At 69.3% G+C, this 21,418-nt stretch carries 24 protein-coding genes and 2 pseudogenes; 16 read left to right on the forward strand and 10 right to left on the reverse strand.

All coding sequences use genetic code 11. The features are described from left to right. Window positions 1-27: 27 nt before the first annotated feature. Both AB0I68_RS04325 and AB0I68_RS04330 read right to left on the reverse strand, forming a co-directional pair. Window positions 28-453 (reverse strand): hypothetical protein, encoded by a 426-nt coding sequence (locus AB0I68_RS04325; RefSeq protein WP_363175636.1) that lies wholly within the window; start codon window positions 451-453, stop codon window positions 28-30. Next, on the reverse strand, window positions 443-898 hold the full coding sequence (locus tag AB0I68_RS04330; protein WP_363175637.1) for a cupredoxin domain-containing protein: 456 nt from the start codon (window positions 896-898) through the stop codon (window positions 443-445). The genes AB0I68_RS04325 and AB0I68_RS04330 overlap by 11 nt, the downstream gene beginning before the upstream one ends. Before the next feature lie 194 nt (window positions 899-1,092). On the opposite strand from AB0I68_RS04330, the gene AB0I68_RS04335 reads away from it, so the two are divergent. From AB0I68_RS04335 to AB0I68_RS04345, 3 genes are all read left to right on the forward strand, one after another. Beyond that, window positions 1,093-1,662 carry a sigma-70 family RNA polymerase sigma factor gene (locus AB0I68_RS04335; protein WP_363175638.1) on the forward strand — a complete coding sequence of 190 codons (570 nt, stop codon included), beginning with the start codon at window positions 1,093-1,095 and terminating at the stop codon, window positions 1,660-1,662. Next, complete coding sequence (locus tag AB0I68_RS04340; RefSeq protein WP_363175639.1) at window positions 1,659-2,342, forward strand: hypothetical protein; 684 nt, start codon at window positions 1,659-1,661, stop codon at window positions 2,340-2,342. Before AB0I68_RS04335 ends, AB0I68_RS04340 begins: the two co-directional genes overlap by 4 nt. Window positions 2,343-2,450: 108 nt before the next feature. Beyond that, entirely contained in the window at window positions 2,451-2,618 is a 168-nt protein-coding gene (locus tag AB0I68_RS04345; RefSeq protein WP_363175640.1) for a hypothetical protein, read from the forward strand. A 69-nt stretch (window positions 2,619-2,687) separates the two neighbouring features. On the opposite strand, the gene AB0I68_RS04350 is transcribed toward AB0I68_RS04345, so the two are convergent. The 3 genes from AB0I68_RS04350 to AB0I68_RS04360 form a co-directional block, all read right to left on the reverse strand. Further along, window positions 2,688-3,110 (reverse strand): hypothetical protein, encoded by a 423-nt coding sequence (locus AB0I68_RS04350; RefSeq protein WP_363175641.1) that lies wholly within the window; start codon window positions 3,108-3,110, stop codon window positions 2,688-2,690. Next, entirely contained in the window at window positions 3,103-5,370 is a 2,268-nt protein-coding gene (locus tag AB0I68_RS04355) for a M36 family metallopeptidase (RefSeq protein ID WP_363175642.1), read from the reverse strand. The genes AB0I68_RS04350 and AB0I68_RS04355 overlap by 8 nt, the downstream gene beginning before the upstream one ends. A 205-nt stretch (window positions 5,371-5,575) precedes the next feature. Beyond that, window positions 5,576-6,181, reverse strand: a complete 606-nt coding sequence (locus AB0I68_RS04360) for a hypothetical protein (RefSeq protein ID WP_363175643.1) — start codon at window positions 6,179-6,181, stop codon at window positions 5,576-5,578. 65 nt (window positions 6,182-6,246) lie between these two features. Here AB0I68_RS04360 and AB0I68_RS04365 point away from each other — a divergent pair, with 65 nt between their 5' ends. The 3 genes and pseudogenes from AB0I68_RS04365 to AB0I68_RS04375 all read left to right on the forward strand — a co-directional run. Then, window positions 6,247-6,828 (forward strand): Uma2 family endonuclease, encoded by a 582-nt coding sequence (locus AB0I68_RS04365; protein ID WP_363175644.1) that lies wholly within the window; start codon window positions 6,247-6,249, stop codon window positions 6,826-6,828. 282 nt (window positions 6,829-7,110) lie between these two features. Continuing rightward, window positions 7,111-7,380, forward strand: a complete 270-nt coding sequence (locus tag AB0I68_RS04370; RefSeq protein ID WP_363175645.1) for a type II toxin-antitoxin system Phd/YefM family antitoxin — start codon at window positions 7,111-7,113, stop codon at window positions 7,378-7,380. Further along, window positions 7,373-7,636 (forward strand): annotated as a pseudogene (locus AB0I68_RS04375) (type II toxin-antitoxin system RelE/ParE family toxin); the annotation flags it as partial. The gene AB0I68_RS04370 and the pseudogene AB0I68_RS04375, both read left to right, overlap by 8 nt. An 18-nt stretch (window positions 7,637-7,654) precedes the next feature. Here the strand turns inward: AB0I68_RS04375 and AB0I68_RS04380 are convergent. Further along, window positions 7,655-7,978, reverse strand: a complete 324-nt coding sequence (locus AB0I68_RS04380) for a helix-turn-helix domain-containing protein (protein WP_363175646.1) — start codon at window positions 7,976-7,978, stop codon at window positions 7,655-7,657. Window positions 7,979-8,785: 807 nt separating this feature from the next. Here AB0I68_RS04380 and AB0I68_RS04385 point away from each other — a divergent pair. Genes AB0I68_RS04385 through AB0I68_RS04395 form a run of 3 tightly spaced genes read left to right on the forward strand, consistent with a single transcriptional unit; the run spans window position 8,786 to window position 11,443 of the window. Next, the gene (locus AB0I68_RS04385; protein ID WP_363175647.1) at window positions 8,786-9,547 is read left to right on the forward strand and encodes an ATP-binding cassette domain-containing protein; all 762 of its coding nucleotides are present in this window, start codon (window positions 8,786-8,788) and stop codon (window positions 9,545-9,547) included. Between the two features lie 58 nt (window positions 9,548-9,605). Beyond that, a complete protein-coding gene (locus AB0I68_RS04390; protein WP_363175648.1) occupies window positions 9,606-10,841 on the forward strand; it encodes a hypothetical protein in 1,236 nt (411 codons plus the stop codon). Then, complete coding sequence (locus AB0I68_RS04395; RefSeq protein ID WP_363175649.1) at window positions 10,838-11,443, forward strand: hypothetical protein; 606 nt, start codon at window positions 10,838-10,840, stop codon at window positions 11,441-11,443. The genes AB0I68_RS04390 and AB0I68_RS04395 overlap by 4 nt, the downstream gene beginning before the upstream one ends. Before the next feature lie 154 nt (window positions 11,444-11,597). Here the strand turns inward: AB0I68_RS04395 and AB0I68_RS04400 are convergent, their stop codons facing one another. Beyond that, window positions 11,598-12,065: a transposase gene (locus AB0I68_RS04400; RefSeq protein ID WP_363175650.1), complete on the reverse strand. Its 468-nt coding sequence runs from the start codon at window positions 12,063-12,065 to the stop codon at window positions 11,598-11,600. 390 nt (window positions 12,066-12,455) lie between these two features. On the opposite strand from AB0I68_RS04400, the gene AB0I68_RS04405 reads away from it, so the two are divergent. Further along, the gene (locus AB0I68_RS04405; RefSeq protein WP_363175651.1) at window positions 12,456-13,871 is read left to right on the forward strand and encodes an AAA family ATPase; all 1,416 of its coding nucleotides are present in this window, start codon (window positions 12,456-12,458) and stop codon (window positions 13,869-13,871) included. 199 nt (window positions 13,872-14,070) lie between these two features. After that, window positions 14,071-14,586 (forward strand): hypothetical protein, encoded by a 516-nt coding sequence (locus AB0I68_RS04410; protein WP_363175652.1) that lies wholly within the window; start codon window positions 14,071-14,073, stop codon window positions 14,584-14,586. 122 nt (window positions 14,587-14,708) lie between these two features. On the opposite strand, the gene ychF is transcribed toward AB0I68_RS04410, so the two are convergent. Next, window positions 14,709-15,797: a redox-regulated ATPase YchF gene (gene ychF, locus AB0I68_RS04415; protein WP_363175653.1), complete on the reverse strand. Its 1,089-nt coding sequence runs from the start codon at window positions 15,795-15,797 to the stop codon at window positions 14,709-14,711. Window positions 15,798-15,932: 135 nt separating this feature from the next. On the opposite strand from ychF, the gene AB0I68_RS04420 reads away from it, so the two are divergent. Further along, window positions 15,933-16,457, forward strand: a complete 525-nt coding sequence (locus tag AB0I68_RS04420; protein WP_363175654.1) for a DUF6542 domain-containing protein — start codon at window positions 15,933-15,935, stop codon at window positions 16,455-16,457. Window positions 16,458-16,466: 9 nt separating this feature from the next. Here AB0I68_RS04420 and ppgK read toward each other — a convergent pair whose 3' ends face one another. Beyond that, entirely contained in the window at window positions 16,467-17,222 is a 756-nt protein-coding gene (gene ppgK, locus AB0I68_RS04425; RefSeq protein WP_363175655.1) for a polyphosphate--glucose phosphotransferase, read from the reverse strand. A 21-nt stretch (window positions 17,223-17,243) separates the two neighbouring features. After that, the gene (locus AB0I68_RS04430) at window positions 17,244-18,248 is read right to left on the reverse strand and encodes a 4-hydroxy-3-methylbut-2-enyl diphosphate reductase (RefSeq protein ID WP_363175656.1); all 1,005 of its coding nucleotides are present in this window, start codon (window positions 18,246-18,248) and stop codon (window positions 17,244-17,246) included. Between the two features lie 86 nt (window positions 18,249-18,334). On the opposite strand from AB0I68_RS04430, the pseudogene AB0I68_RS04435 reads away from it, so the two are divergent. From AB0I68_RS04435 to AB0I68_RS04450, 4 genes and pseudogenes are all read left to right on the forward strand, one after another. Continuing rightward, window positions 18,335-18,505: pseudogene (locus AB0I68_RS04435) on the forward strand (amino acid permease); the annotation flags it as partial. A gap of 492 nt (window positions 18,506-18,997) precedes the next feature. Beyond that, a complete protein-coding gene (gene xseA / locus AB0I68_RS04440; RefSeq protein ID WP_363175657.1) occupies window positions 18,998-20,218 on the forward strand; it encodes an exodeoxyribonuclease VII large subunit in 1,221 nt (406 codons plus the stop codon). Window positions 20,219-20,282: 64 nt separating this feature from the next. Then, on the forward strand, window positions 20,283-20,528 hold the full coding sequence (locus AB0I68_RS04445; RefSeq protein ID WP_363175658.1) for an exodeoxyribonuclease VII small subunit: 246 nt from the start codon (window positions 20,283-20,285) through the stop codon (window positions 20,526-20,528). Window positions 20,529-20,653: 125 nt separating this feature from the next. Continuing rightward, a complete protein-coding gene (locus tag AB0I68_RS04450) occupies window positions 20,654-21,244 on the forward strand; it encodes a malonic semialdehyde reductase (protein ID WP_363175659.1) in 591 nt (196 codons plus the stop codon). Window positions 21,245-21,418 lie beyond the last annotated feature (174 nt).

The following is a 21,418-nucleotide window of genomic DNA, read 5'->3' on the forward strand; positions in this document are numbered from 1 at the left end:
CTGCGCCGGGTAACGACTGCACGCAACCTACCGCCAGCGGCGCGGCGCCCGCCCGCGGGCGAGTACGGCCAGTGCCGCCAGGGTGACGACCCCGGCGGACTCGACGACGAGGGTGGGGCGCACCAGTTCCGCGTCGAAGGTCTCGCGGAAGCCGAACAGCCCCGAGGTGAGGGCGAGGACCAGCCCGGCGAGGGTGCCGGCCGTGAACAGGGCCCCGAGGGCGGCCACGGCGCCGAGATACCGGGCGGGGGCGGCCGCGAGCGCGAGCGCCAGCAGGCCGCCGCCGATCCCGTTGAGCAGGAACAGCGCGCCGATCACGTGCAGGTCCGCGTACCCCGTGGCCCAGAGGCGGAGGTGGATCGCGGCCATCGCCGCGGTCAGGCCGGCGCCGAGCAGCCGCAGGGCGAGGACGGCGCCGGCGCCGGGGCGCCCGGCGGCGCGCTCACCGGCCATTGACGGCGCCGCCCACGGTGATCTCGGTCTTCATCCCGAGGTCCTTGTGTCCGTCGACGGGGCAGTAGAGCTCGTACGTACCGTCCTTGAGGGTGACGTCGAGCTTGTCGCTCTCTCCCGGTGCCAGGGTCTTGGAGCGCTGCTCTGCGCCCGGCCCCTCGACCTCCAGGGCGTGGTCCTGGTGGCCGGTGTTCTTGACGGTGAACGTGTAGGCGCCTGCCTTGAACGTCTTCTGGGACAGGGCGATGTGGAAGTCGCTGAGGTCCGCCGTGACCTGGGTCGCGGCCGCCTCGGCACTGGTGGCCGGCGGGGGTGCGGCGACGGTCGCCGCCGAGCCGCTTCCGGCTCCGCCGTAGCCGCCCCCGCAGGCGGCGAGCACCCCGGCCAGTGCTCCGGCCGCCAGCGCCGCCCCCACGCGCCTGCTCCGGGTGAGTGTTCCTCTCATGACTCGGCCCTCCGGCTCGGCCCTCCGCAGAAGTTCTGACGCAGGGGGTACGGATGACGGGCGCCGGGAGATTGGCCGGGCAGGGCGGCGTACGGGGGCGGGGAAGCGGACGGGAGGACAATGAAGAGGTGTTTCCCCGCACGCCAGAGCCAATCCATTCGGGGAGGCCGAACGTATCCACTGATGTGCAGAGAATGGGCCTCCCGCTCGCGCGTGCGCCGGACGAGGCATTGCTGTCGGGCCTGGCGACCGGCGATCCCGAGATCGCCGTCGCGTTCGTCCGCCGCTTCCAGCGCACGGTGTTCGGCGTGGCCATCGCCGTCGTCGGCGATGCGCAGCTCGCCGAGGACATCGCGCAGCAGACGTTCGAGCGGGCGTGGCGGCACGCGCAGGTCTACGACGCGCGCCGCGGTTCGGTACGGACCTGGCTGACGGCGATCGCGCACCATCTGGCGATCGACGCGGTCCGGGCCCGCCGGGCCAACCCGGTCGCCCCCGAGGACCTGGACGCCCTCCTCGACATCGTGACGGAGACCCCCGAGCAGCACGCGCTCGCCGCCGAGACGTCGGCCGGGATACGGGCGGCGGTGGCGGCCCTGCCCCGGGAGCAGGCCCGTGCCCTGGTGATGGCGGGGATCTACGGGATGACCGCGCAGCAGATCGCCGACATGGAGCGGATCCCGCTGGGGACGGCCAAGACGCGGATCCGGACGGCGATGCACAAGCTGCGCAGGACCCTGGGGGCCGAGGAGAGCCGGCGATGAGCGAGATGACCTGCGAGCAGCTGAGGGAACTCGACGCCGAGCTGGCGCTGGGCATCCTTTCGGCCCGGGAGCGCGCCCGTGCGGTCGCCCACCTGGACCAGTGCCCCGGCTGCCGGGTGCACATCGAGCAGCTGGCCCTGGCCGGTGACCGCCTGCTCGACCTGCTGCCGGGCACAGAGCCGCCGGTCGGCTTCGAGAGCCGCGTCGCCGCCCGGATCCAGCCGCCCCCGCCCCCGCAGCCGGCGCCGGCCCGGCGCCGGCTGCTGCGGCCCCGGGTCGCGGCCGCGGCGGCGGCCCTGGCCGTGGCGTGCGGCTTCGGCGGCTGGGCGGCGGGCACGGCGATCGAACAGGCCTCGGCTCCCGCGTCCCCGACGGCCGGCGCGCGCGCCCAGCTGCTGCAGGCGCCACTGATGGCGGACGGCCAGGAGGTGGGCCGGGTCTTCGCCCATCCGGGCCGGCAGGGCTGGGTGTACATGTCGGTGGACCTGGAGAAGCCGACCCCCACGGCCAGCTGTGTCCTCGTCCACAAGGACGGCACGAAGACCCCCCTCGGCACGTTCTCGCTCCATGACGGCTACGGCTACTGGGTGGCGCCGGCCGAGGTGAACCCCGCGACCCTCGCGGGCGCCCGCCTCCTCGCCCCGGAGGGCACGGTCCTCGCAACGGCCCGCTTCGCCTGACCGGTCACCGAGGGTCACGTCTCGACATGCGGGAGTCACCATCGGGTGCGAGGGTGGTGGACGTCCCCAGTGGACGTCCCCTCACCCTCTTCGAGGAGCGAAACCCGCATGGTCAAGAAGCAGCCGCCCCAGGACAAGGCCAACAAGCTCAAGCAGCAGGACAAGCAGAAGATGCAGGAAGCAAAGAGCCAGACGAGGAAGCCCACGTCCGAGGACATGGACATGGAGATGCCCGAAGACCGCCCCCGCCCGTCGGGCACGCCCGGCACGCACTAGCTGCGCCGCCGAGAGGCGCGCCCGCCCCGTCGGGCGCGCCTCTCGCCTGCTCCGCCCCGCGCCCCCGGCTCAGGAGACGACGAGCGTCAGTGTGGCCGGGGGGCCGGCCGGCCGGGGCACGGAGATGCGGGTGGTGCCCTCGTGTACCGCACGCAGTTCCCACTCACGATGGCCCGTGGGCGTCACGTTGCTGATGCGGATCAGCAGGACCGACTCGCCCTGAGCGGTGGGTTCCGGGCCGCCCTCCGGGAGGGGGAGCCGGAGCTGGGCCGTCTGCCCGGCCGTGAGCCGCCCCACGAAGCCGTCGTCGGCCTCGGTGAGTACGCGGCCCTGCGCCGGCGTCGGCGCGCCGGCGCCCGTGGCGCCCGTACCGCCCGCGGCGCCCGTACCGCCCGGGTCACGCGTCCGTTTCACCGGCGGACGCGCCTGGCCGCCCCCGCACCCGGTGAAGAGCGCGAGGGCGGCGAGGCATACCAGTCGCCGGTCAGCCACCGTCACGCACGGTGAACCGCAGCAGGACCGACACCTGGTTCAGCAGGACCGACCGCAGGGTCGCGGCCGGCGCGACGTCGGCGACGGTGACCGTCGTCGAGTCGGTGTCGGCGTTGCCGGCGCTGTCGGTCACCCGGAGTCCGACGGTGAAGACGCCGTCCTGGCCCACCTGGCCGAAGGTGGTGGTGACCCCGGTGGCGTCGTCGTACTGCCCGTCGTTGTCGAGGTCCCACGCGTACGTCGTCGGTCCCCCGGCCGACGGCGCGGTCCCTTTGGCGGAGCCGGCGGCGCTGAGCGTGACGTCCCTGCCCTCGTCCGTCGTGTACGGACCGCCGGCGGCCGCGGTCGGCAGGCAGGCGGCCGGGACGGTCCCATCGGCCGTGACGGTGTTCTGGTCCGCACTCGACGCGGCGCCCGCGCCCATGCCGCGGCCGGCGAAGACCCGCCACAGCAGGCATTGGTTCGCGCCTGCGTTGTTGGTCATGTCGGCGGCCAGGATGCCGTCGCGCGCGTCGAGGTAGCTCGGCGCGGTGACCGTGTTCTTCATGCCGTCGATGATGAGCTGCTGGGTGAAGGCGATGCCCTTCGCCTTGCGGATGTCGTACATCGTCGCGGCCCAGATCTCACCGTTGCGGTGTACGCCGCGGGCCGGGCGGAAGGTGCCCCACTTCTCGGTGGAGGTGTCGTACGCCTGCGAGCGGATGCCGGTCGCGGTGTTGCCTGTGACGTACTCGCCGACCGTCGCGTCGCCCCACTTGAGGAAGGAGATCGTGTCGCTCCAGCCCTCCCCGAGGGCGCCGGTCTGGGCTCCGCCGCCGAGGTTGCCGCCGCCGACCAGGCGGTTGGACACGCCGTGGCCGTACTCGTGCGCGATGACGTCGCCGTCGAGCGAACCGTCGCGCCACGGCCGGCCCGCCGGCTGCCACATGTACATCTGCATGCGCGGGCTGGCGCCGTCCCCGGGGGTGCCGAAGTTGGCGTTGTTCGTGCACCGGATCGCGTTCGGCGGCGCGCTGCCGTCCAGGCAGCCGAAGTCCCAGCCGTCCTGCGCCTCGGCCAGCACCGGGTCGTTGCCCGAGCCGCCGCGGCCGAAGTTGTCGACCTGGAAGTTCCGCGACGCCTCGTCGAACCCCAGGCCGTAGAGGTAGTCGTGCATCACGTTGGCGTAGTAGAAGAGCTGCGTGATGACGGGGTTCACGTCCGCGTCGAGGTTGGCCTGCGTCCCGCTGGCGTTGGTGCGCCAGGTGTCGTTGAACGTGTAGCCGAAGTGCTGGTGGTCCGGGTCGCCACTGGCCGGGGACTGCGGCCGGAGGGCGTCGTTCCCGGTGTCCGGCACCGTGTTGTCGCCGTCCTCGTCCCGGTACGCGTTGACGTTGTTGCCCTGGGTCAGCCGGCCCGCCACCCAGGAGCCGTCGCGCCCGGTGAACGGCGTGACCGTACGCGTGGCGCCGCTGATGTCAGGGTGCTGCGCCGTGAAGACGGTCCCTTCCGGACCGGCATGGTGGTACCGGCTCTCGCGGCTCAGGAGACGCCCGTCGGCGGCGTCGACCACCGTCTCGTACCAGGACGTACCGGAGACCTCGATGTCGGTGAGCCAGGCCGGGCGCAGCTCGCGGCCGGAGTCGGTGGGGAACCAGACCAGTTCCGCGGTCACGTCGTTGGGCTTCGTCAGCCTCTTGGCGTAGACGTTCTTGAACTTCTGCCGGCCCTTGTCGCGGTTGTCCGTGCCCGTCAGCTCGTGCTGGGCCCGCGCGCCCTGGGCCTCGGCCGCGTGGTCGAGGGCCTGCTTCGCCGTCAGCTCGACGGTGCCGGCCGGCTCGGCGGTCACGACCGCGCCGCCGAGGATGACCAAGCGGCCGCGCTTGTCGACGGTGGCGGTGAGCAGCCCGCCGTGGACGCGCATGCCGGCGATGCTCTGACCGATCGTCAGCTGCCGTGCCCCGTTGTGCTTCGTCGGGTACGAGGAGACGACGACGAGCTGCCCGGCCTGCTCGGCCGTCAGGCCGAACTCGGCGTGGTGGTGGCGTACGTAGGCGAGCGCGATGTGCTCGGGGGCCCCGGCGGAGGGCTCGGTCAGATAGCCTCCGGAGTTGAAGATCATCCGGGTGTGCCCCGTCGCGGGGTCGCGCCGCACGGTCGGATCGGCGGGGTCCGCGGCGTCGGGCGCCGCGGCGGTGGCCAGCCCCGGGGCCAGAGCCGTGAGCAGGCTCGTGGTGGTCACCGCGGTCCACAGCCTCGTGCGGAATCGCCATCTGGTCACGGCGTGAGCCTCCCGAGCGCCAACGCTCCCCCGGGTCTGCTGTCGAGACCGCGCGCGCTCCGTGAACATACTCAGCAAGATCCGCAGGTCAACGAGGCTCTCCGCCCATCCCGGCCGCCCGCCCGCGGCTCCCCCGTTTGCGGCCCCCGAGCATCCGGCGGACGTCTGCGGCTGCCGGGTCACCCGCACCAGCCGTTGCACGGAATCAGCACGGTGGAGCGAGCTCTCTCCACGCCGACGGCGGCTGCACCTCCAGGATCGTCGCCGTCCCGCCGGCCACCGCGGTCTCGTAGAGCGTGATCCGGTCGCCCGGGGCGAGGTGCCTCCACCGCGGCGAGGTCAGGGGCAGGAGCCGCACCGGGGCCCGGGCGCCGGGCGCGAGATCGCCAGCGGACTCGACCCAGACCCGGGCGATGTCCAGGTCACGCTCTCCGTCGTCCCTGCGGTTGCCGATGTCCCACATCGGCCGCAGCACCCCGGCTCCGGGAATCGGCGTACTCCGGGACGTCTCACCGGCCGGCCGGAGCGCGAGATCAGCCCGGATGACGCCCACTCGCGTCTCGGCGCCCCGCCACCGGCACCACTCCCGGCTCCGTTCGAGCCCCGTCATCGCGGCCGCGCGCCCGAGCTCCTCCCAGAAGCCGGCCGGTGCGGCCCATCCGTCATTCAGCTCCTGGAGCAGGCCGAGCGCCACTTCCCACTCGTCGTGCGCGAGGCACTCCCAGACGTCGGACGCCGTGATGTCGTTCTCGGTGGCAACCCCTTCGGGCACCAGCAGCGAGGCGGCTTCGAGCATCCCGACGACGTCCATGCGCCGATTGTCGATCAGCGGCACGACTTCCCCCTCGTGACGGCCACAATCGCTAGGGTTGTCCCATGACCGCACTGCCCGACTGGATGCGCCCGCCGCGCGCGGAAGGCTGGTTCGCGGAGGACCTGGACCGCCTCCCCGAGGCACCCCGCCACACCGAGCTCATCGACGGAGCCCTCGTCTTCAAGACGTCGCCCCAGCGGTCCTGGCATGGCCGCCTCGTCACCGCCCTGACCACCACGCTCATGGCGCAGGCACCGGCTGGCTTCGAGGTCGAGCGGGAGATGACGATCCGCCTCGATGCCCGCAACCGCCCCGAGCCGGACCTCTTGCTGACGGACCTGCCCTATGACCCCGACCGCACCTGGTACGCCCCGGAGGACGTGAAGCTCGTCGTGGAGGCCGTATCCCCCGAGTCCGCCCACCGGGACCGCACGGTCAAACTCCGGAAGTACGCAGAGGCCGGCATCCCGCACTACTGGTGCATCGAGGACGAGGGCGGGGCGCCGGTCGTGCACGTCTACGAGCTCGACGAACCGACCGGCGTCTACGCGCCCGCCGGCATCTTCCGGGGCACCCTCCAGCGCCCGGTGCCCTTCGAGATCAGCCTGGACCTCGACAAGCTCACACCGCCCCGAAGCAGCTGAAACGTCGGCACCTTGCCGGCACGGGAACGCAGAAGGGGCCGGACTCGTCGAGTCCGGCCCCCTCTGGCCTGCATGTTTGACGAAACTGTCTAACACGCAGTGAAGAACCGGCTACACGTTGAAGCGGAACGTCGAACACAGGGCCCCCCTGCGGAAACGCGACTCCCGGCGATCGCATCCAGCACAGATCCAGCACGGTGGGCATCTATCCAGCACCACCGACGGACCAGCACAGACCTCCAGCCATTGTGTACACATGAGACACTCGGTACGCTTGCGCGCATGACGCAGCCGTTGCCCATGGAGTCCATCCGCGACGTGCGCGCACACCTGGCGGAGGTGGTGGAGCGTGCAGACCGCGACGACGTGCCCACGGTGATCACACGCCGAGGCAAGGAGGTCGCCGCCGTCGTCTCCATCGAGGTGTTGCGCAAGTACCAGGAGTGGGAAGAGCGCGAGATCAACCGGATCATCGACGAGCGCATGGCCAACCCGGCCCCCGGCATCCCCATTGAGGACATCATGAGGGAGACGCTGGCGCGCGGTAAGTGAGTACCGAACCGTCTTCCGCCCCGAGGCGCAGGCCGAGCTTCGGAAGATCCCTCGCGACATGGCGCTCCGCATCCTGGCCAAGCTGACCGAGCTGGAGACCGACCCTCTCGGCTTCAACACCACCGCACTCGTGTCCCAGCCCGAGCGACGCCGTCTGCGCGTCGGCGACTACCGCATCGTCTACACGATCGACAACGGAGAGCTGGTGGTCTGGGTCGTTCATGTGGGACACCGGTCCACCGTCTACGAGACCTGATTTGCCGCTGACCTCACGTCAGAATATCCAGCACCCATCCAGCACGGCGGCCCGGTGCAGCTTCGCAATCAGCGCGCCGACCTGGCCCCAGGTCGCCCGGCCGGTGTCGAGGACCGCCTGCCGGACGGCCTGCTGCTCGGCCTGCGACAGCACCTGACGGTCCCCGATACGTCGCCCGCATGAGCGGGCCGGCAGTGCCTCCCGACCCCCGGCCGGCCAGCTTGCCCACCACTTGTCGACGGCCTTCAACGACACGCCGAACAGCGCGGCCGCCGCCCGCAGCCGCAGAGCCTCCTGCGCCGACGGCGACAGAGGCCGGGCGTCCCCCACCAGATCATTCACACACAGCCAACGCCCCGGAGCCCCAGCCGCTTCGAGTCAATAATCCTCAAACTACGCAGCGTTGATTGCGCTTTGATTACTCCACAGATACGTTCATGTCCGCACAGCGAGCGAGCAGCCTGCTGTGCCGCGTACGGGGTGGGTTAAAGATCCGCAGTATTCATGCGGACTCATGGGGGAATTTTGGCTTCCATCCTTCACGTTGAGTGTTGACCAGGGGGGGTGTAGGACCGCCGGAGTACGGCGGTTTCGACCCGCGCTTCTCACTGCCATTTCTCGACGAACCTGCCGGAGGAACTATCCGTTCTCAATCCTCAGGGGGCAGCGAGCCATGAATATCAAAAGTCCGGGAATTCGACGTGCCGCGACCATCGCCGGAGTCATGACTCTTGCGTGCGGGATAGCCCCGGCGCATGCCGAGGGTAGTCGCAGCACGTACATCTCCTACTGGTCAACCGGAGGCGAGTCGAGCCGCTGGCACGACGCAAACCGCGACAACGCGCAGACGGCGGTGCGATTCAACAATTGCACAGCCCCTAGCTCCCCTGACACGGCCGCCTCCGCCACCGTTCAGGTGTGGAAGAACGTCGACTTCGCCCCTGACACAAACTTGGGCGGGAAGCAGGTTTGTGGCGTTACCCAATACTGGGGAGTTGTCTCTTCCGGAGACTACTATTTCCGCCTCGACAAGATCAACGGGACTTACTACGGATTCCATCTGGATTCTGATCCCGTGTGGATCAACTACTGACCTGCAATATGGCTCGGTGAGGGATTCATTTCCTCGCCGAGCCATTCGGCATCTCCATGAACGGCCAGGATCGAATGTCTCTGCACTTCTCCCGTTGCTCGTACCGCTACGGTCGAAAGGTCCAGGTTCTCGACGGACTGGACCTGCAGATCGAGGGCCGGTGCACAGTCCTGCTCGGCCCCAACGGAGCCGGTAAGTCGACGCTCATGGGAGTTGGCTCGTCCTGGCTCACGCCCGCGGACGGCACCGTAGTGTGGCGTCGCCTCGATCCATCGAAACGGCGCGAACGCACCGCATACCGCAAGGCGGTTGCCTGGTTGCCGCAGAGCATCAAGCCTATGCCGGGGCTGACGGTGCGCGAAAACGTCGCCTACATCGGATGGCTCAAGGGTATGTCGAGGTCCGCGGCTTGGTCGGAATCAGCTGGGGCTCTTGACCGGGTGAAACTCGGCAAGCTCGCGGATCGCAAAAGCCATCAGCTTTCAGGTGGGCAGCTACGGCGTCTCGGGATAGCGGGGGCTCTGGTCCACCAGAGCGAGATCATGCTGCTCGACGAGCCGACCGCCGGCCTGGACCCGGCGCAGCGTCAGGTGCTCCGTGATCTGATCGCCGGACTCTCCGAGGATGTCCATATCGTCGTTTCCACCCACCAGACGGAAGACCTGGGTGATCTCTACGACTGTGTCGTCATTCTCGAGCAGGGCCAAGTCCGCTACCAGGGGGACACAGCGGGGTTCCTTTCTCTCGCGGCAGCCGACAGCCCCGAGGGAAAACGTGCGGAAGCCGCGTATACCCGGCTGATCCGTCAGGAGGTCTGATTCCGTGCTCTGGCGCACTGCATTGCGTTCATCGTCCGCGAGTCGGACCGCCCCGGTGGTGGCGGTGTTCGTCATGTTCTTGCTCCAGGAAAGTCTCACCGCTAACACGACGCACGGCTATTGGACCGGCGCGACCGGCGCAGCCAGTTACGCGCTGACTTTCGTGGTCTCCGCGTGCGCAGGTACCGGAGCCTGGGAAGGGTCCCGTTTTTCGCGTGGTCACGTCACGCACTGGGCACCCGCGCGCAATCCTCTTTCGGTGGCTCTGCCGATACTCACCCCCATCGCACTGTTGGGGATTCTCGGCATGGGGCTGGCGCTGACCGTGTCCGCATGGTCGGCGGATACGGGGTGGGGGGCGCCGCATCCGGGAATCACCATCATGTGGCTGGTAATGATAGGTGCAGCCACCGTGACCGGCTTCCTTGCCGGACGCGTCATCCCCCCCTTTATCGCGGTCCCGCTATCGCTCCTTTCCGCCTTCTGCATCACTGCCTACCCCGCTTCCATCGAACCCTTGTGGATCAGGCATCTGGTCGGCGGGGCCATGTTCGACTGCTGCGCTTTGGACCAGACGCCCGACTGGCGCGGGCTGGACAGCACCATCGCCACCGCGCTGGGAGTCACGCTGGCCGGCCTGGTACTCATCTCCTACTCGGTCAAGGTTCGCACGGCGCTTCTCGCATTCACGCTGTTGGTAGGCGGACTGGGAACCGGCGTGTGGCTTGCGCACAACCTTCCCGCCCAACCGTACGTGGAGCGCTCCAGCAACGACTTGGTGTGTTCTGGTGAATCACCCCGAGTGTGTCTATGGCCGGAACTCGCCTCACGAAGCGCCATGATTCGCCAAGCCGCCATCGCGGCGAGCCTCCGATTGCGGGCAGCCGGTCTGGTCATTCCCGACACTTTCACCATGGCCGGGCCTCCCCCCGAGAACCAGCTGCTGATCGGCACTGGAGCGCAGCCCACGCCGGATGAGGTCACGAGTGGTGTCGCCGGAGGTTTTCTGCCCCTCGCACCACCCGCCTGTGCACAGAGCGGTCCGTATCCCGGGGCCGAGGCATACGGCTCTGTTGCCGCTTGGCTCGCCCTGACCGCGGGGGTGAAGCCGGCCGAACTCACCAACCGCTACGCCCCACGGGACATCGCGATGGCCCAGGACGTCATCCACCAGCCGAGGAGCGCACAACTCAACTGGTACAACCGCAACAGCCAGGCGCTGCGCGATTGCACCAGCAAGCCGGTGCTCCCGCCCAAGACCGTCGAGGACCGGTCCCCTGGAGCAGCGCAGTGATCTGGTGGCTGCACGCTCGGGCCATCCCTCTGGTCGCTGCGACCGTCGTCGGCGCGTTCCTCGCAGCTCTTCTCGTCGGAAGAACGGCCATCCCCGTACCCAATCTCGCGGGTCCCGCCGGCGAACTCCTCGTCGTACAGCTGCTCGGAGCGGCCCCGGTGTTGATGCTTCTGCACGGCATCGAACGCGGAGACACCGCCGCCGAGGCCGTTGCCGTCCGCTCCGCGCGTATGCGCAACTTGGCGCTTTGCCTCACTCTCACCGTGACGTGTTCCGTCGCAGCGGCAGTCCTCCGCGTCGCGGTGAACTCCTCCGAGTGCGTCTCCCTGGCGCGGAATGTCGCCGGATTCCTCGGCGTCGCACTACTGATCCGGGGAATAGCCGGACCAGCGTTGGCCTCCGTGGTGGTAGCCGTGCTGCCGCTGCTGTGCGCGGCGGCAGGATGGGGTCCCGGAGGGCGGCCGTATGCGTGGGCGTGGCCCGTCCATCCCGCCAACTCACACGTCGCGATCGTGGAAGCATTCGTGCTGCTCGTTCTCGGTTGCACGATGGTGCTCCTGCGAGAGCAGCCCATCGTGACGGTGCAGCGGCCGTATTCATAGCCACGGTCAGTGAGCGGTATCGCGGTCGGCCGCACCCGGTCTCGCCGGCAGCCGCGACGGCGACGCAGCACGCATGCCCTCGGGGCAGTGACTCACGTGGGTGACTGCCCCCGAGTGCCTGCGGCGTCACTGGCTCGTTCCCGGCGGGCGTACCTCATATTGAGCCGAAACTGATGGGTTTCCCACTGGATTGTGTGGCGGACGTGCCGGGCGGCGAAGCGGCCGCAGACGATCCGGGTTGACGTTGTCCGCGGTGCAGGGAACGCCGGGTCTCGCGGGCGAGGTCGTCGATGGACGTGACACGGGCGGCATGGACGTGGTATTCCAGGTCGGCGTTGAGCAGCTCGTCGGAGTTGAGTTCCGGGCTGTACCCGGGCATCAGGTGCAACTCGATCCGGTCGGCGTTGCAGTGGAGCCAGGCCCGTACCGTCTCGCCGCGGTGCACCGGGTGCCGGTCGACGATGACGTGGACCTTCCGTCCGGTCTGGTGGGCGAGGAGGTCGTGGAACGCAACGTCACCTTCGCGGTGAACTTCGGCGAGGGCCTTCGGAGCCGTGAAGAAGAGTGTGAGCGCGGGTCGATCGACCGCACCTGCTCCCCCTCCTGCAGCGCTGCGACGCACGAGTCAGCACGGGGGCGACTCGCCGGCATCCCAGCACGGTAAGGGTGAGCAGGGGCGATGATGGGTGACGAGGAGTCAGCTTTCCTGGCGCCATCCCAGCACGGGAGGGGCATCCCAGCACGCACTGCCTCAGTGGACCGCCCCGCAAGAAGTAGCCGGCAACTCGGAAACATCGACCGCGAGGCGCCAGCCCACTCAAGCGCCGGCCATAGGCGACTGCTCCGCGTCCGTCCACGATCAGGACGGCGTGCCGCGAGCTGGCGGCATGAGGAGGCGGGAAGGGGCGAGCTGTGGTCAAGCACAGGCAGGGCAACCGTCTCGGTCAGGGGAGGATGATCTTCTCCGCCAGTAGGCTTGGGCCGATCCGACTGGCGATCTTCCGGAGGCAGCATGCTGACCCGCATCGAAGTCCACGGGTTCAAGAACCTCCTGGACCTGTCCATCGACTTCGGCCCCTTCACCTGCATCGCAGGTGAGAACGGCACCGGTAAGTCAAATGTTTTCGACGCCATCCAGTTCCTCTCCCTACTCGCCGACCAATCGATGATGGAGGCGGCCCAAGAGGTCAGAGGGGTACACGGCGAGCGTCAGGGAGACCCTCGCGATCTCTTCTGGAAAGGCTTCGAGCCTGGCCATCACAAAATGCGGTTCGCTGCCGAGATGATCGTCCCCCTCCATACACAGGACGACTTCGGCCGGGCCGCGAAGGCCACTACCACGTTTCTGCGGTATGAGCTAGAAGTCGGCTATCAGGAGCCGTCCGGCCTGGACCGCTTCGGCCGCCTCACACTCCTCCACGAGACGCTGAGCCACATCACCAAAGGCAAAGCTCCCCGACACCTCCTCTTCCCTCATAGCGCCAAGGACTTCCGCAACAGCGTCATTCAGGGCCACCGTAGCGGCGCTCCCTTCATCTCAACGACGACCGAATCTGGCGAGTCGGTGGTCAAAATTCACCAGGACGGTGGCAGCCGGGGGCAGCCGAAGCCCGCCGCAGCGTCCCGGGCACCCGCAACGGTCGTCTCCACCATCACCAGCAGTGACGACCCGACCATCCTCGCGGCTCGCCGTGAGATGCAGTCCTGGCGGCGACTCGCTCTTGAACCGTCGGCTCTGCGCAGATCCGACCGGTACGTCGACCCGGCGGAGATGGGTGCCGACGGCTCACACTTGCCAGCGACGCTCTTCCGTGTGGCCCACGACACTCTTGGCGCGGATCCCAGCCAGATCTACGCCCGGGTGGCGGGCCGCCTCTCAGACCTAACCGGTATCCACATCCGCGATCTAGATGTCGATCAGGACGAGGTTCGGCAGCTCCTCACTGTCAACGTGCGCGAAGTAGCCGGCATCACGCTGCCCGCCCGCAGCCTCTCCGAAGGCACATTGCGCTTCCTCGCCCTGTGCGTCCTACTCGAAGACACGTCCGTTCGAGGTCTGATCTGCATGGAGGAACCCGAGAATGGGATCCATCCCGCGAACCTCAACGCCATGGTCGCCCTTGTTCAGGACCTTGCAGTCGACCCGACCGAGGAACCTGGCACAGACAATCCGTTCAGGCAGGTGCTGATCAACACGCACTCACCTGGGGTTGTACAACTCGTCAAGTCTGAAGATCTCTTGTTCGCCGACACTGCGATCCACAGGGGCAAGAACGGCTCTCTGAACCGGGCACTGCGTCTACGGCCGCTTGCCGACACGTGGCGGGCCACAAGAGGGGGCGTGGACTTTGTGACGAAGGCTGACATCCTGCCGTACCTCACCACACCTGTCGGAGCTCAGCTCTCGCTGGGCTGGGGGGCAGCGTGACCGCTCGCGTTCTGTTCATCGGCGAGGGAAGCAGCGAGACAACGGCCTCGTACCGCACGTCGAGTCCATAGCTGTTCGCAGGGGGCTCGATGTCTCGATCACCGTCCCTGACTTCGGCTTGCTTCAGCTACCGACCGGCCATTCCGTCCAGGACAAACTGCGGGTAGCCCGTGAACTACACGGGGCCTACGACTTGGTGGTGGTGCAACGCGATGCCGACCGCGGCCCCGCCCAAGACCGCAGAGACGAGATCGAGCAGGCAGTATGCGCCGAATGGCCCCGCCTCCCGCATGTCGCCGTAGTGCCCGTCCGGATGCTGGAGGCATGGCTACTTCTCGATGAGGCATGTCTGCGCCAGGTCGCCGAGAACCCACGCGGGCGCGTCAGCCTAGATCTCCCCAAAGGCCTCGCTGCCGAAAAGGTCGCCGACCCGAAGCAGCTCCTCAAAGACTCACTCGCGCGGGCAAGCGAGTACAAAGGCCGCCGCCTGGCCCAGTTCCAGAAGCGTTTCTCGCAACACCGGCTGCGGATGCTTGAACTCCTGGATCCGGAAGGACCGGTGGCCTGCCTTCCGTCATGGCAGCATTTCATGAAGGACCTCGATGAGGCGTTTGAGAGCCTCAGCGGTGACCTACGAAACTCACACTCGGCCCTGCTGCGCAGCAAACAACCGAATCCCATCACTGTCGGGGTGAGCAGGGGCGATGAGAGGTGATACGGGGTCAGGTTTCCCGGCACCATCCCGGCACGGGAAACAGCCAGGGGCCCGGCTCATCAAAGCCGGACCCCCCTGACCTGCATATTTGTCAGATCAGCGAAGCGACGGTATGCCGCCTATTACACGTTGAAGCGGAACTCGACCACGTCGCCGTCCTGCATGACGTAGTCCTTGCCCTCCATGCGGGCCTTGCCCTTGGCGCGGGCCTCCGCGACCGAGCCGCAGGCGACCAGGTCCGCGAAGGAGATGACCTCGGCCTTGATGAAGCCGCGCTGGAAGTCGGTGTGGATCACGCCGGCCGCCTCGGGGGCCGTGGCGCCCTGCTTGATGGTCCAGGCACGGGTTTCCTTCGGGCCGGCCGTCAGGTACGTCTGGAGGCCCAGGGTGGCGAAGCCGACGCGGCCGAGGGTGGCCAGGCCGGGCTCGTCCTGGCCGACCGACTGGAGGAGCTCGAGGGCTTCCTCGTCGTCCAGCTCGGAGAGGTCCTGCTCCAGCTTGGCGTTCAGGAAGATCGCCTCCGCCGGGGCGACCAGCGCGCTCTGCTCCGCCTTGAAGGCGTCGTCCACCAGCTCGTCCTCGTCGACGTTGAAGACGTAGAGGAACGGCTTCGTGGTCAGGAGGTGCAGCTCGTGCAGGAGGTCGCCCTGCTCCGTGCCCTTGGTGATGCCCTTGGAGAAGAGGGTGTCGCCGGCCTCGAGGATCTTCTTGGCCTCGACGACCGCCGCCAGGACCGCGACCTTCTCCTTCTGGAGACGGGACTCCTTCGTCAGGCGCGGCTCCGCCTTCTCGATGGACTGGAGGTCGGCGAGGATCAGCTCGGTGTTGATCGTCTCGATGTCGTCCTTCGGCGAGACCTTGCCGTCGACGTGCACGACGTTCTCGTCCTTGAAGGCACGAATGACCTGGCAGATCGCGTCCGACTCACGGATGTTCGCGAGGAACTTGTTGCCCAGGCCCTCGCCCTCCGAGGCGCCGCGGACGATGCCCGCGATGTCGACGAAGTCGACGGTCGCCGGGAGGAGCCGCTGCGAGCCGAAGATGCCGGCGAGCACGGCCAGGCGCGGGTCCGGGACGCCGACGACGCCGACGTTCGGCTCGATGGTGGCGAACGGGTAGTTGGCCGCCAGCACGTCGTTCTTGGTCAGGGCGTTGAACAGGGTCGACTTGCCGACATTCGGCAGGCCGACGATTCCGATCGTGAGCGACACGTTGGCGACTTCCCGTAGCTGGAGGGGGCGGCGGCCCGGGAGTGGGCCACCGGACAGTTTACTTTCCGATGAGTGGCAGTCGTTGTACGCGTGTCCCCACACCGATACCGCGCTCGGCCCGCCTAGTTTTGTGGGGTGGAGCAATACAGGACGCGTTCGGTGGATCACCCCCAGCGACAGCAGCCGCGGCGCCCGGCCCAGGGTCCGGCCCAGCCCATCGGCAGCGTGCCCGCCCAGGGCGGCCGGCTCCGGCCCGCACCGGCCCGGCGGCTGCCGCGGCCCCGGCTCACCGGTCTGGGCGGCGGGCTGTTCGCGTGCGCCGCGATGACCCTGGTCGCCGGGATCGCCTGGCTGCTCTTCGACGGCTCGCTGTTCGCGTACGGGCTGCTCTTCCTGCCCGTCGCGGCCGCCACCGCCCTGTGGGTGCGCCCCGCCGACCTGATCACCGCGCCGATCACGGCCCCGATCGCCTTCGCCGCCGGAGTCTGGCCCGTCTCCGGCGGCTCCGGCAGCTTCGCCGCGCAGCTCATGGGCATCGTGTCCGCCCTGTCGCTGCACGCCGGCTGGCTGTACGGGGGGACCCTCGTCTCCGCGCTGATCGTCGTCGTACGGAAGGCCGTGCTCATCTCACGGCGGAAGCTGCCCCGCCGGACGGCCTGACCGGACGGCCTAGCTGTCCGAGCCCTTCGCCTGCATGGCCGCCATGGCCGCCCCCACGATGCCCGCGTTGTTCTGGAGCTTCGCCGGGACGATCTCGGCCCGGACGCCCTGGATCAGCGGGAGGAACTTCTCCGGTTTGCGGCTGACGCCTCCGCCGATGATGAAGAGGTTCGGGGAGAAGAGCATCTCCACATGCTCCAGGTACCTCTGCACCCGGTGCGCCCAGCGCTCCCAGGTGAGGTCCCCGTCCTCCTTCGCCTTGACCGACGCCCGCTTCTCCGCGTCGTGGCCCTTCAGCTCCAGGTGGCCGAGCTCCGAGTTCGGGACCAGCCGGCCGTCCGTGAACAGCGCGCTGCCGATGCCGGTGCCCAGCGTCAGCATGATCACCGTGCCGTCGCGGCCCCGGCCCGCGCCGTACGTCATCTCCGCGATCCCGGCCGCGTCCGCGTCGTTGAGGACCGTGACGGGCCGGCCGTCGAGCCGCCCCGACAGCAGGGCCGCCGTGTCGACGCCGATCCACGCCTTGTCCATGTTGGCCGCCGTACGGGTGATGCCGCCCGTGACGACTCCCGGGAACGTCACCCCCACGGGGCCGCCCCAGTCGAAGTGGCGCACCACCTCGACGACGGAGCCGGCCACCTCGTCGGGGGTGGCCGGCTGCGGTGTCAGTACCTTGTGGCGCTCCTGCGCCAGCTCGCCACGGTCCAGGTCCGCGGGAGCGCCCTTGATCCCGGAACCACCGATGTCCACGCCGAAGATCTGCATGGACTCACCGTACGAAACGGGCTACTTCTCGGCGACCAATGCGGCCGCTTCCGCGCGCAGGTCGCGGCGCAGCTCCTTCGGCAGCGAGAAGACGATCGACTCCTCGGCGGTCTTGACGATCTCCACGTCCTCGAAACCGCGCTCCGCGAGCCATTCGAGCACCTGCTCGACCAGCACCTCCGGCACCGAGGCGCCCGAGGTCAGGCCGATCGTGGTGACGCCCTCCAGCCAGGCCTCGTCGATCTCGCTCGCGAAGTCGACGAGGTGCGCGGCGCGCGCGCCCGCGTCGAGGGCGACCTCGACCAGCCGGATCGAGTTCGAGGAGTTCTTGGAGCCGACGACGATGACCAGGTCGGAGTCGGCGCCCATCACCTTGACCGCGGCCTGGCGGTTCGAGGTGGCGTAGCAGATGTCGTCGCTCGGCGGCGAGACCAGCAGCGGGAACTTGGTCTTCAGCGCGTCGACCGTCTCCATGGTCTCGTCGACCGAGAGCGTGGTCTGCGACAGCCAGACGACCTTCGACTCGTCGCGCACGACGACCTTGTCCACGTCGTCCGGGCCGTCCACGATCGTGATGTGGTCCGGGGCCTCGCCGGAGGTGCCGATGACCTCCTCGTGGCCCTCGTGGCCGATGAGGAGGATGTCGAAGTCCTCGTTCGCGTACCGGATGGCTTCCTTGTGCACCTTGGTGACCAGCGGGCAGGTCGCGTCGATCGTCGCGAGCTTGCCGCGCGACGCCTCCTCGTGCACCACGGGCGCCACGCCGTGCGCGGAGAACATCACGATGGAGCCCTCGGGCACCTCCTCCGTCCGCTCGACGAAGATGGCGCCCTTCTTCTCCAGCGTCTGGACGACGTACTTGTTGTGCACGATCTCGTGCCGCACGTAGACCGGCGCACCGTACTGCTCGAGGGCCTTCTCGACGGCGATCACGGCTCGGTCCACGCCCGCGCAGTAGCCGCGCGGGGCGGCGAGCAGGACGCGTCGGGAAGCGGGAGCAGGTGCGGCAGCAGTCATGCGGTCCATCGTACGGGGGTCTCCAGGAGGCCGGGCGTCGCCCGTTCGGCACAGACTGGGTCGACCGTACGAAGCGACCGCCCCTCGGAGGAATGATGGCGTCCGTGACGGACCCCGGTACGGCGCCGAAGCCGGCCCTCCGGCGGACCCTCGGATTCCGGGACCTGGTCGTGTACGGACTCCTCTTCATCGCCCCCATGGCCCCGGTCGGGGTCTTCGGCGCCCTCGACGCGAAATCACACGGCGCGGTCGCCCTCGTCTACCTCAAGTACCTCAAGGCGTGCTCTTCGCCCAGCGCGGGCGGCGCGCCCCGGGCCGGGGGCCGGGCCGCCGCGTAGGAAGCCCCCGCCGCCGCTCGGGCGGCCTGGCGATGCCCCTGCCGGCTCCGGTGGCGAGGCAGCCGGCGGGGCAACCCGGGCGGCACGCCTACGTCCCAGCACCCCGGCCGGCCCCGACGGCGGGCCCCGGCTTGGCCCGGCGAAGGCCTCGGCGGAGCCGAGCGCCGTCCCGGCGATGGCCCGGGTATGCCCGGCACGCACGCCGACCTGGCACCCACGCCGACCCGGCGACCCGGCGACCCGGCGACCCGGCGACCCCAACGGCGGGGCGGCGGCGCGGTGACGGCCTGGCGGCGGGGCCGTGTGGCGGGTTGGCGGCGGGGCCGAACGCGGTCTCGGCCGGGGCGGGGCCGCCGGCTGGAGCACGACACCATCGCCGGACCCTGAGACGCTGTCAGCCCGGGCGGCTAGCCTGCGTGCATGGGTCTGAATACGTCGGCTGACGCGCCGCTGCCGGTCGGCCAGGTGTCCCGGCTCATCGGGGGCTGGATCGACAAGCTCGGCCAGGTGTGGGTGGAGGGGCAGATCACGCAGCTCTCGCGGCGGCCGGGGGCGGGGGTGGTCTTCCTGACGCTGCGCGACCCCTCGCACGACATCTCGCTCAGCGTGACCTGCTACCGCCAGGTCTTCGACGAGGTCGCGGACGCGGTGACGGAGGGCGCGCGGGTCGTCGTCCTGGCCAAGCCGGAGTGGTACGCCCCGCGCGGGCAGCTGTCGCTGCGGGCCACCGAGATACGGCCCGTCGGCATCGGCGAGCTCCTCGCCCGGCTGGAGAAGCTCAAGCGGTCACTCGCCTCCGAGGGCCTGTTCGCGCTGGACCGCAAGAAGCCGCTGCCCTTCCTGCCGCAGCTGATCGGGCTGGTGGTCGGGCGGGCCTCGGCGGCCGAGCGCGACGTCCTGGAGAACGCCCGGCGCCGCTGGCCGGCGGTCCGCTTCGAGGTACGGAACGTCGCCGTCCAGGGGGTCCACGCCGTGCCCCAGGTGATCCAGGCGGTCAAGGAGCTCGACGCGCTGGACGAGGTCGACGTGATCATCGTGGCGCGCGGCGGCGGCAGCGTGGAGGACCTGCTGCCGTTCTCCGACGAGGAGGTCGTACGGACCGTCGCGGCGGCCCGTACGCCGGTGGTCTCGGCGATCGGGCACGAGCCGGACTCCCCGCTCCTGGACCTGGTCGCCGACCTGCGGGCCTCCACCCCCACGGACGCGGCGAAGAAGGTGGTCCCGGACGTGGGCGAGGAGCTGGAGCGGGTGCGCCAACTGCAGGGCCGGGGGCTCCGGGCGGTGCGCGGGCTGCTCGACCGGGAGGAGCGGGGGCTCGCGCACGCGCTCGCCCGCCCGGTCTTCGTCCATCCGCAGCGGATGGTGGAGACCCGCGAGGCCGAGCTCGAGGCCCTGCTGGGACGCACCCGGCGCACCCTCGGGCACCTGCTGGACCGGGCGGACTCCGAGCTCGCGCACACCCTGGCCCGGGTGGTGGCACTCTCCCCGGCGGCGACGCTGGAGCGGGGATACGCCGTACTGCAGCGGGCGGACGGGCACGTGGTGCGCTCGCCGGAGGACGTCTCGGCGGACGAGGTGCTGCGTGCGCGGGTGGCGGAGGGCGAGTTCTCCGTACGGGTGGACGGGCAGCGCGGCGAGTGAGCCGTGCGCCCGCGCGCCGGGCCCGCACATATTCGATGCACTGCACACATAAGGTGGGACGGGAATGACTGAAACCGATACCTCGTTGGGGTACGAGCAGGCCCGGGACGAGCTCATCGAGGTCGTCCGCAAACTGGAGGCCGGCGGCACCTCCCTCGAGGACTCCCTCGCGCTCTGGGAGCGCGGCGAAGAGCTCGCGAAGGTCTGCCGGCACTGGCTGGAAGGGGCCCGCGCCCGGCTCGACTCGGCACTGGCGGCCCGCGACGCGGGGGCCGGCGGGGCGGGCGGGAGTGACGAGCGGGACGCCTGAGGCCGGGCCGAGCGCGGGGTCAAACGTGATCCAGGTCACCCCGACCGGGATTTAGTTGAAAATTATACGACTTTCGGCTTAAAGTCGGGACATCGCTTCACCTCCGTATGGAAGAAGGCTTTCCGATGTCTCTCGTTCTTGACTCCGCCGCCCAGGACCTGCTGTTCCGCGAGGCCCGCACCGCCAACTCGTTCTCCGACGAGCCGGTGACCGAGGAGCAGGTCCAGGCGATCTACGACCTGGTCAAGTACGGCCCCACCGCCTTCAACTCGACGCCGCTGCGCATCACGCTGGTCCGCTCCCCCGAGGCCCGCGAGCGCCTCGTGAACCTGATGATGGAGGGCAACCGGGCGAAGACCGCGGCCGCGCCGCTCGTCGCGATCCTCTCCGCGGACAACGAGTTCCACGAGGAGCTCCCGACCCTGCTGCCGCACTTCCCGCAGGCCAAGGACGCCTTCTTCGGCGAGCGCCCGGTCCGCGAGCAGGCCGCGCTGATGAACGCCGCCCTGCAGGCCGCGTACTTCATCGTCGGCATCCGCGCCGCCGGCCTGGCCGCGGGCCCGATGGGCGGCCTGGACTTCGCCGGCGTCCAGAAGGAGTTCCTGGACGACGACCACACCCCCCTGATGGTCGTCAACATCGGCAAGCCGGGCGAGGACGCGTGGTTCGCGCGCGGCCCGCGCCTGAGCTTCGACGAGGTCATCACCACCGTCTGAGTCCCGTCTGAGTCCCGTCCGAGTCCCGTCCGAGTCCCGTCCGAGTCCCGTCCGAGTCCCGTCCGAGTCCCGGACGGGTCCCGTCCGGGTCCGGACACGGGTACGCAGAAGGCCGCTCCCCCGGGATTCCGGGGGAGCGGCCTTTTCGCATGTCAGCGGCGTGCCGTCCGACCA

The sequence above is a fragment of the Streptomyces sp. NPDC050448 genome, from assembly GCF_040655295.1.
GTDB lineage: Bacteria > Actinomycetota > Actinomycetes > Streptomycetales > Streptomycetaceae > Streptomyces.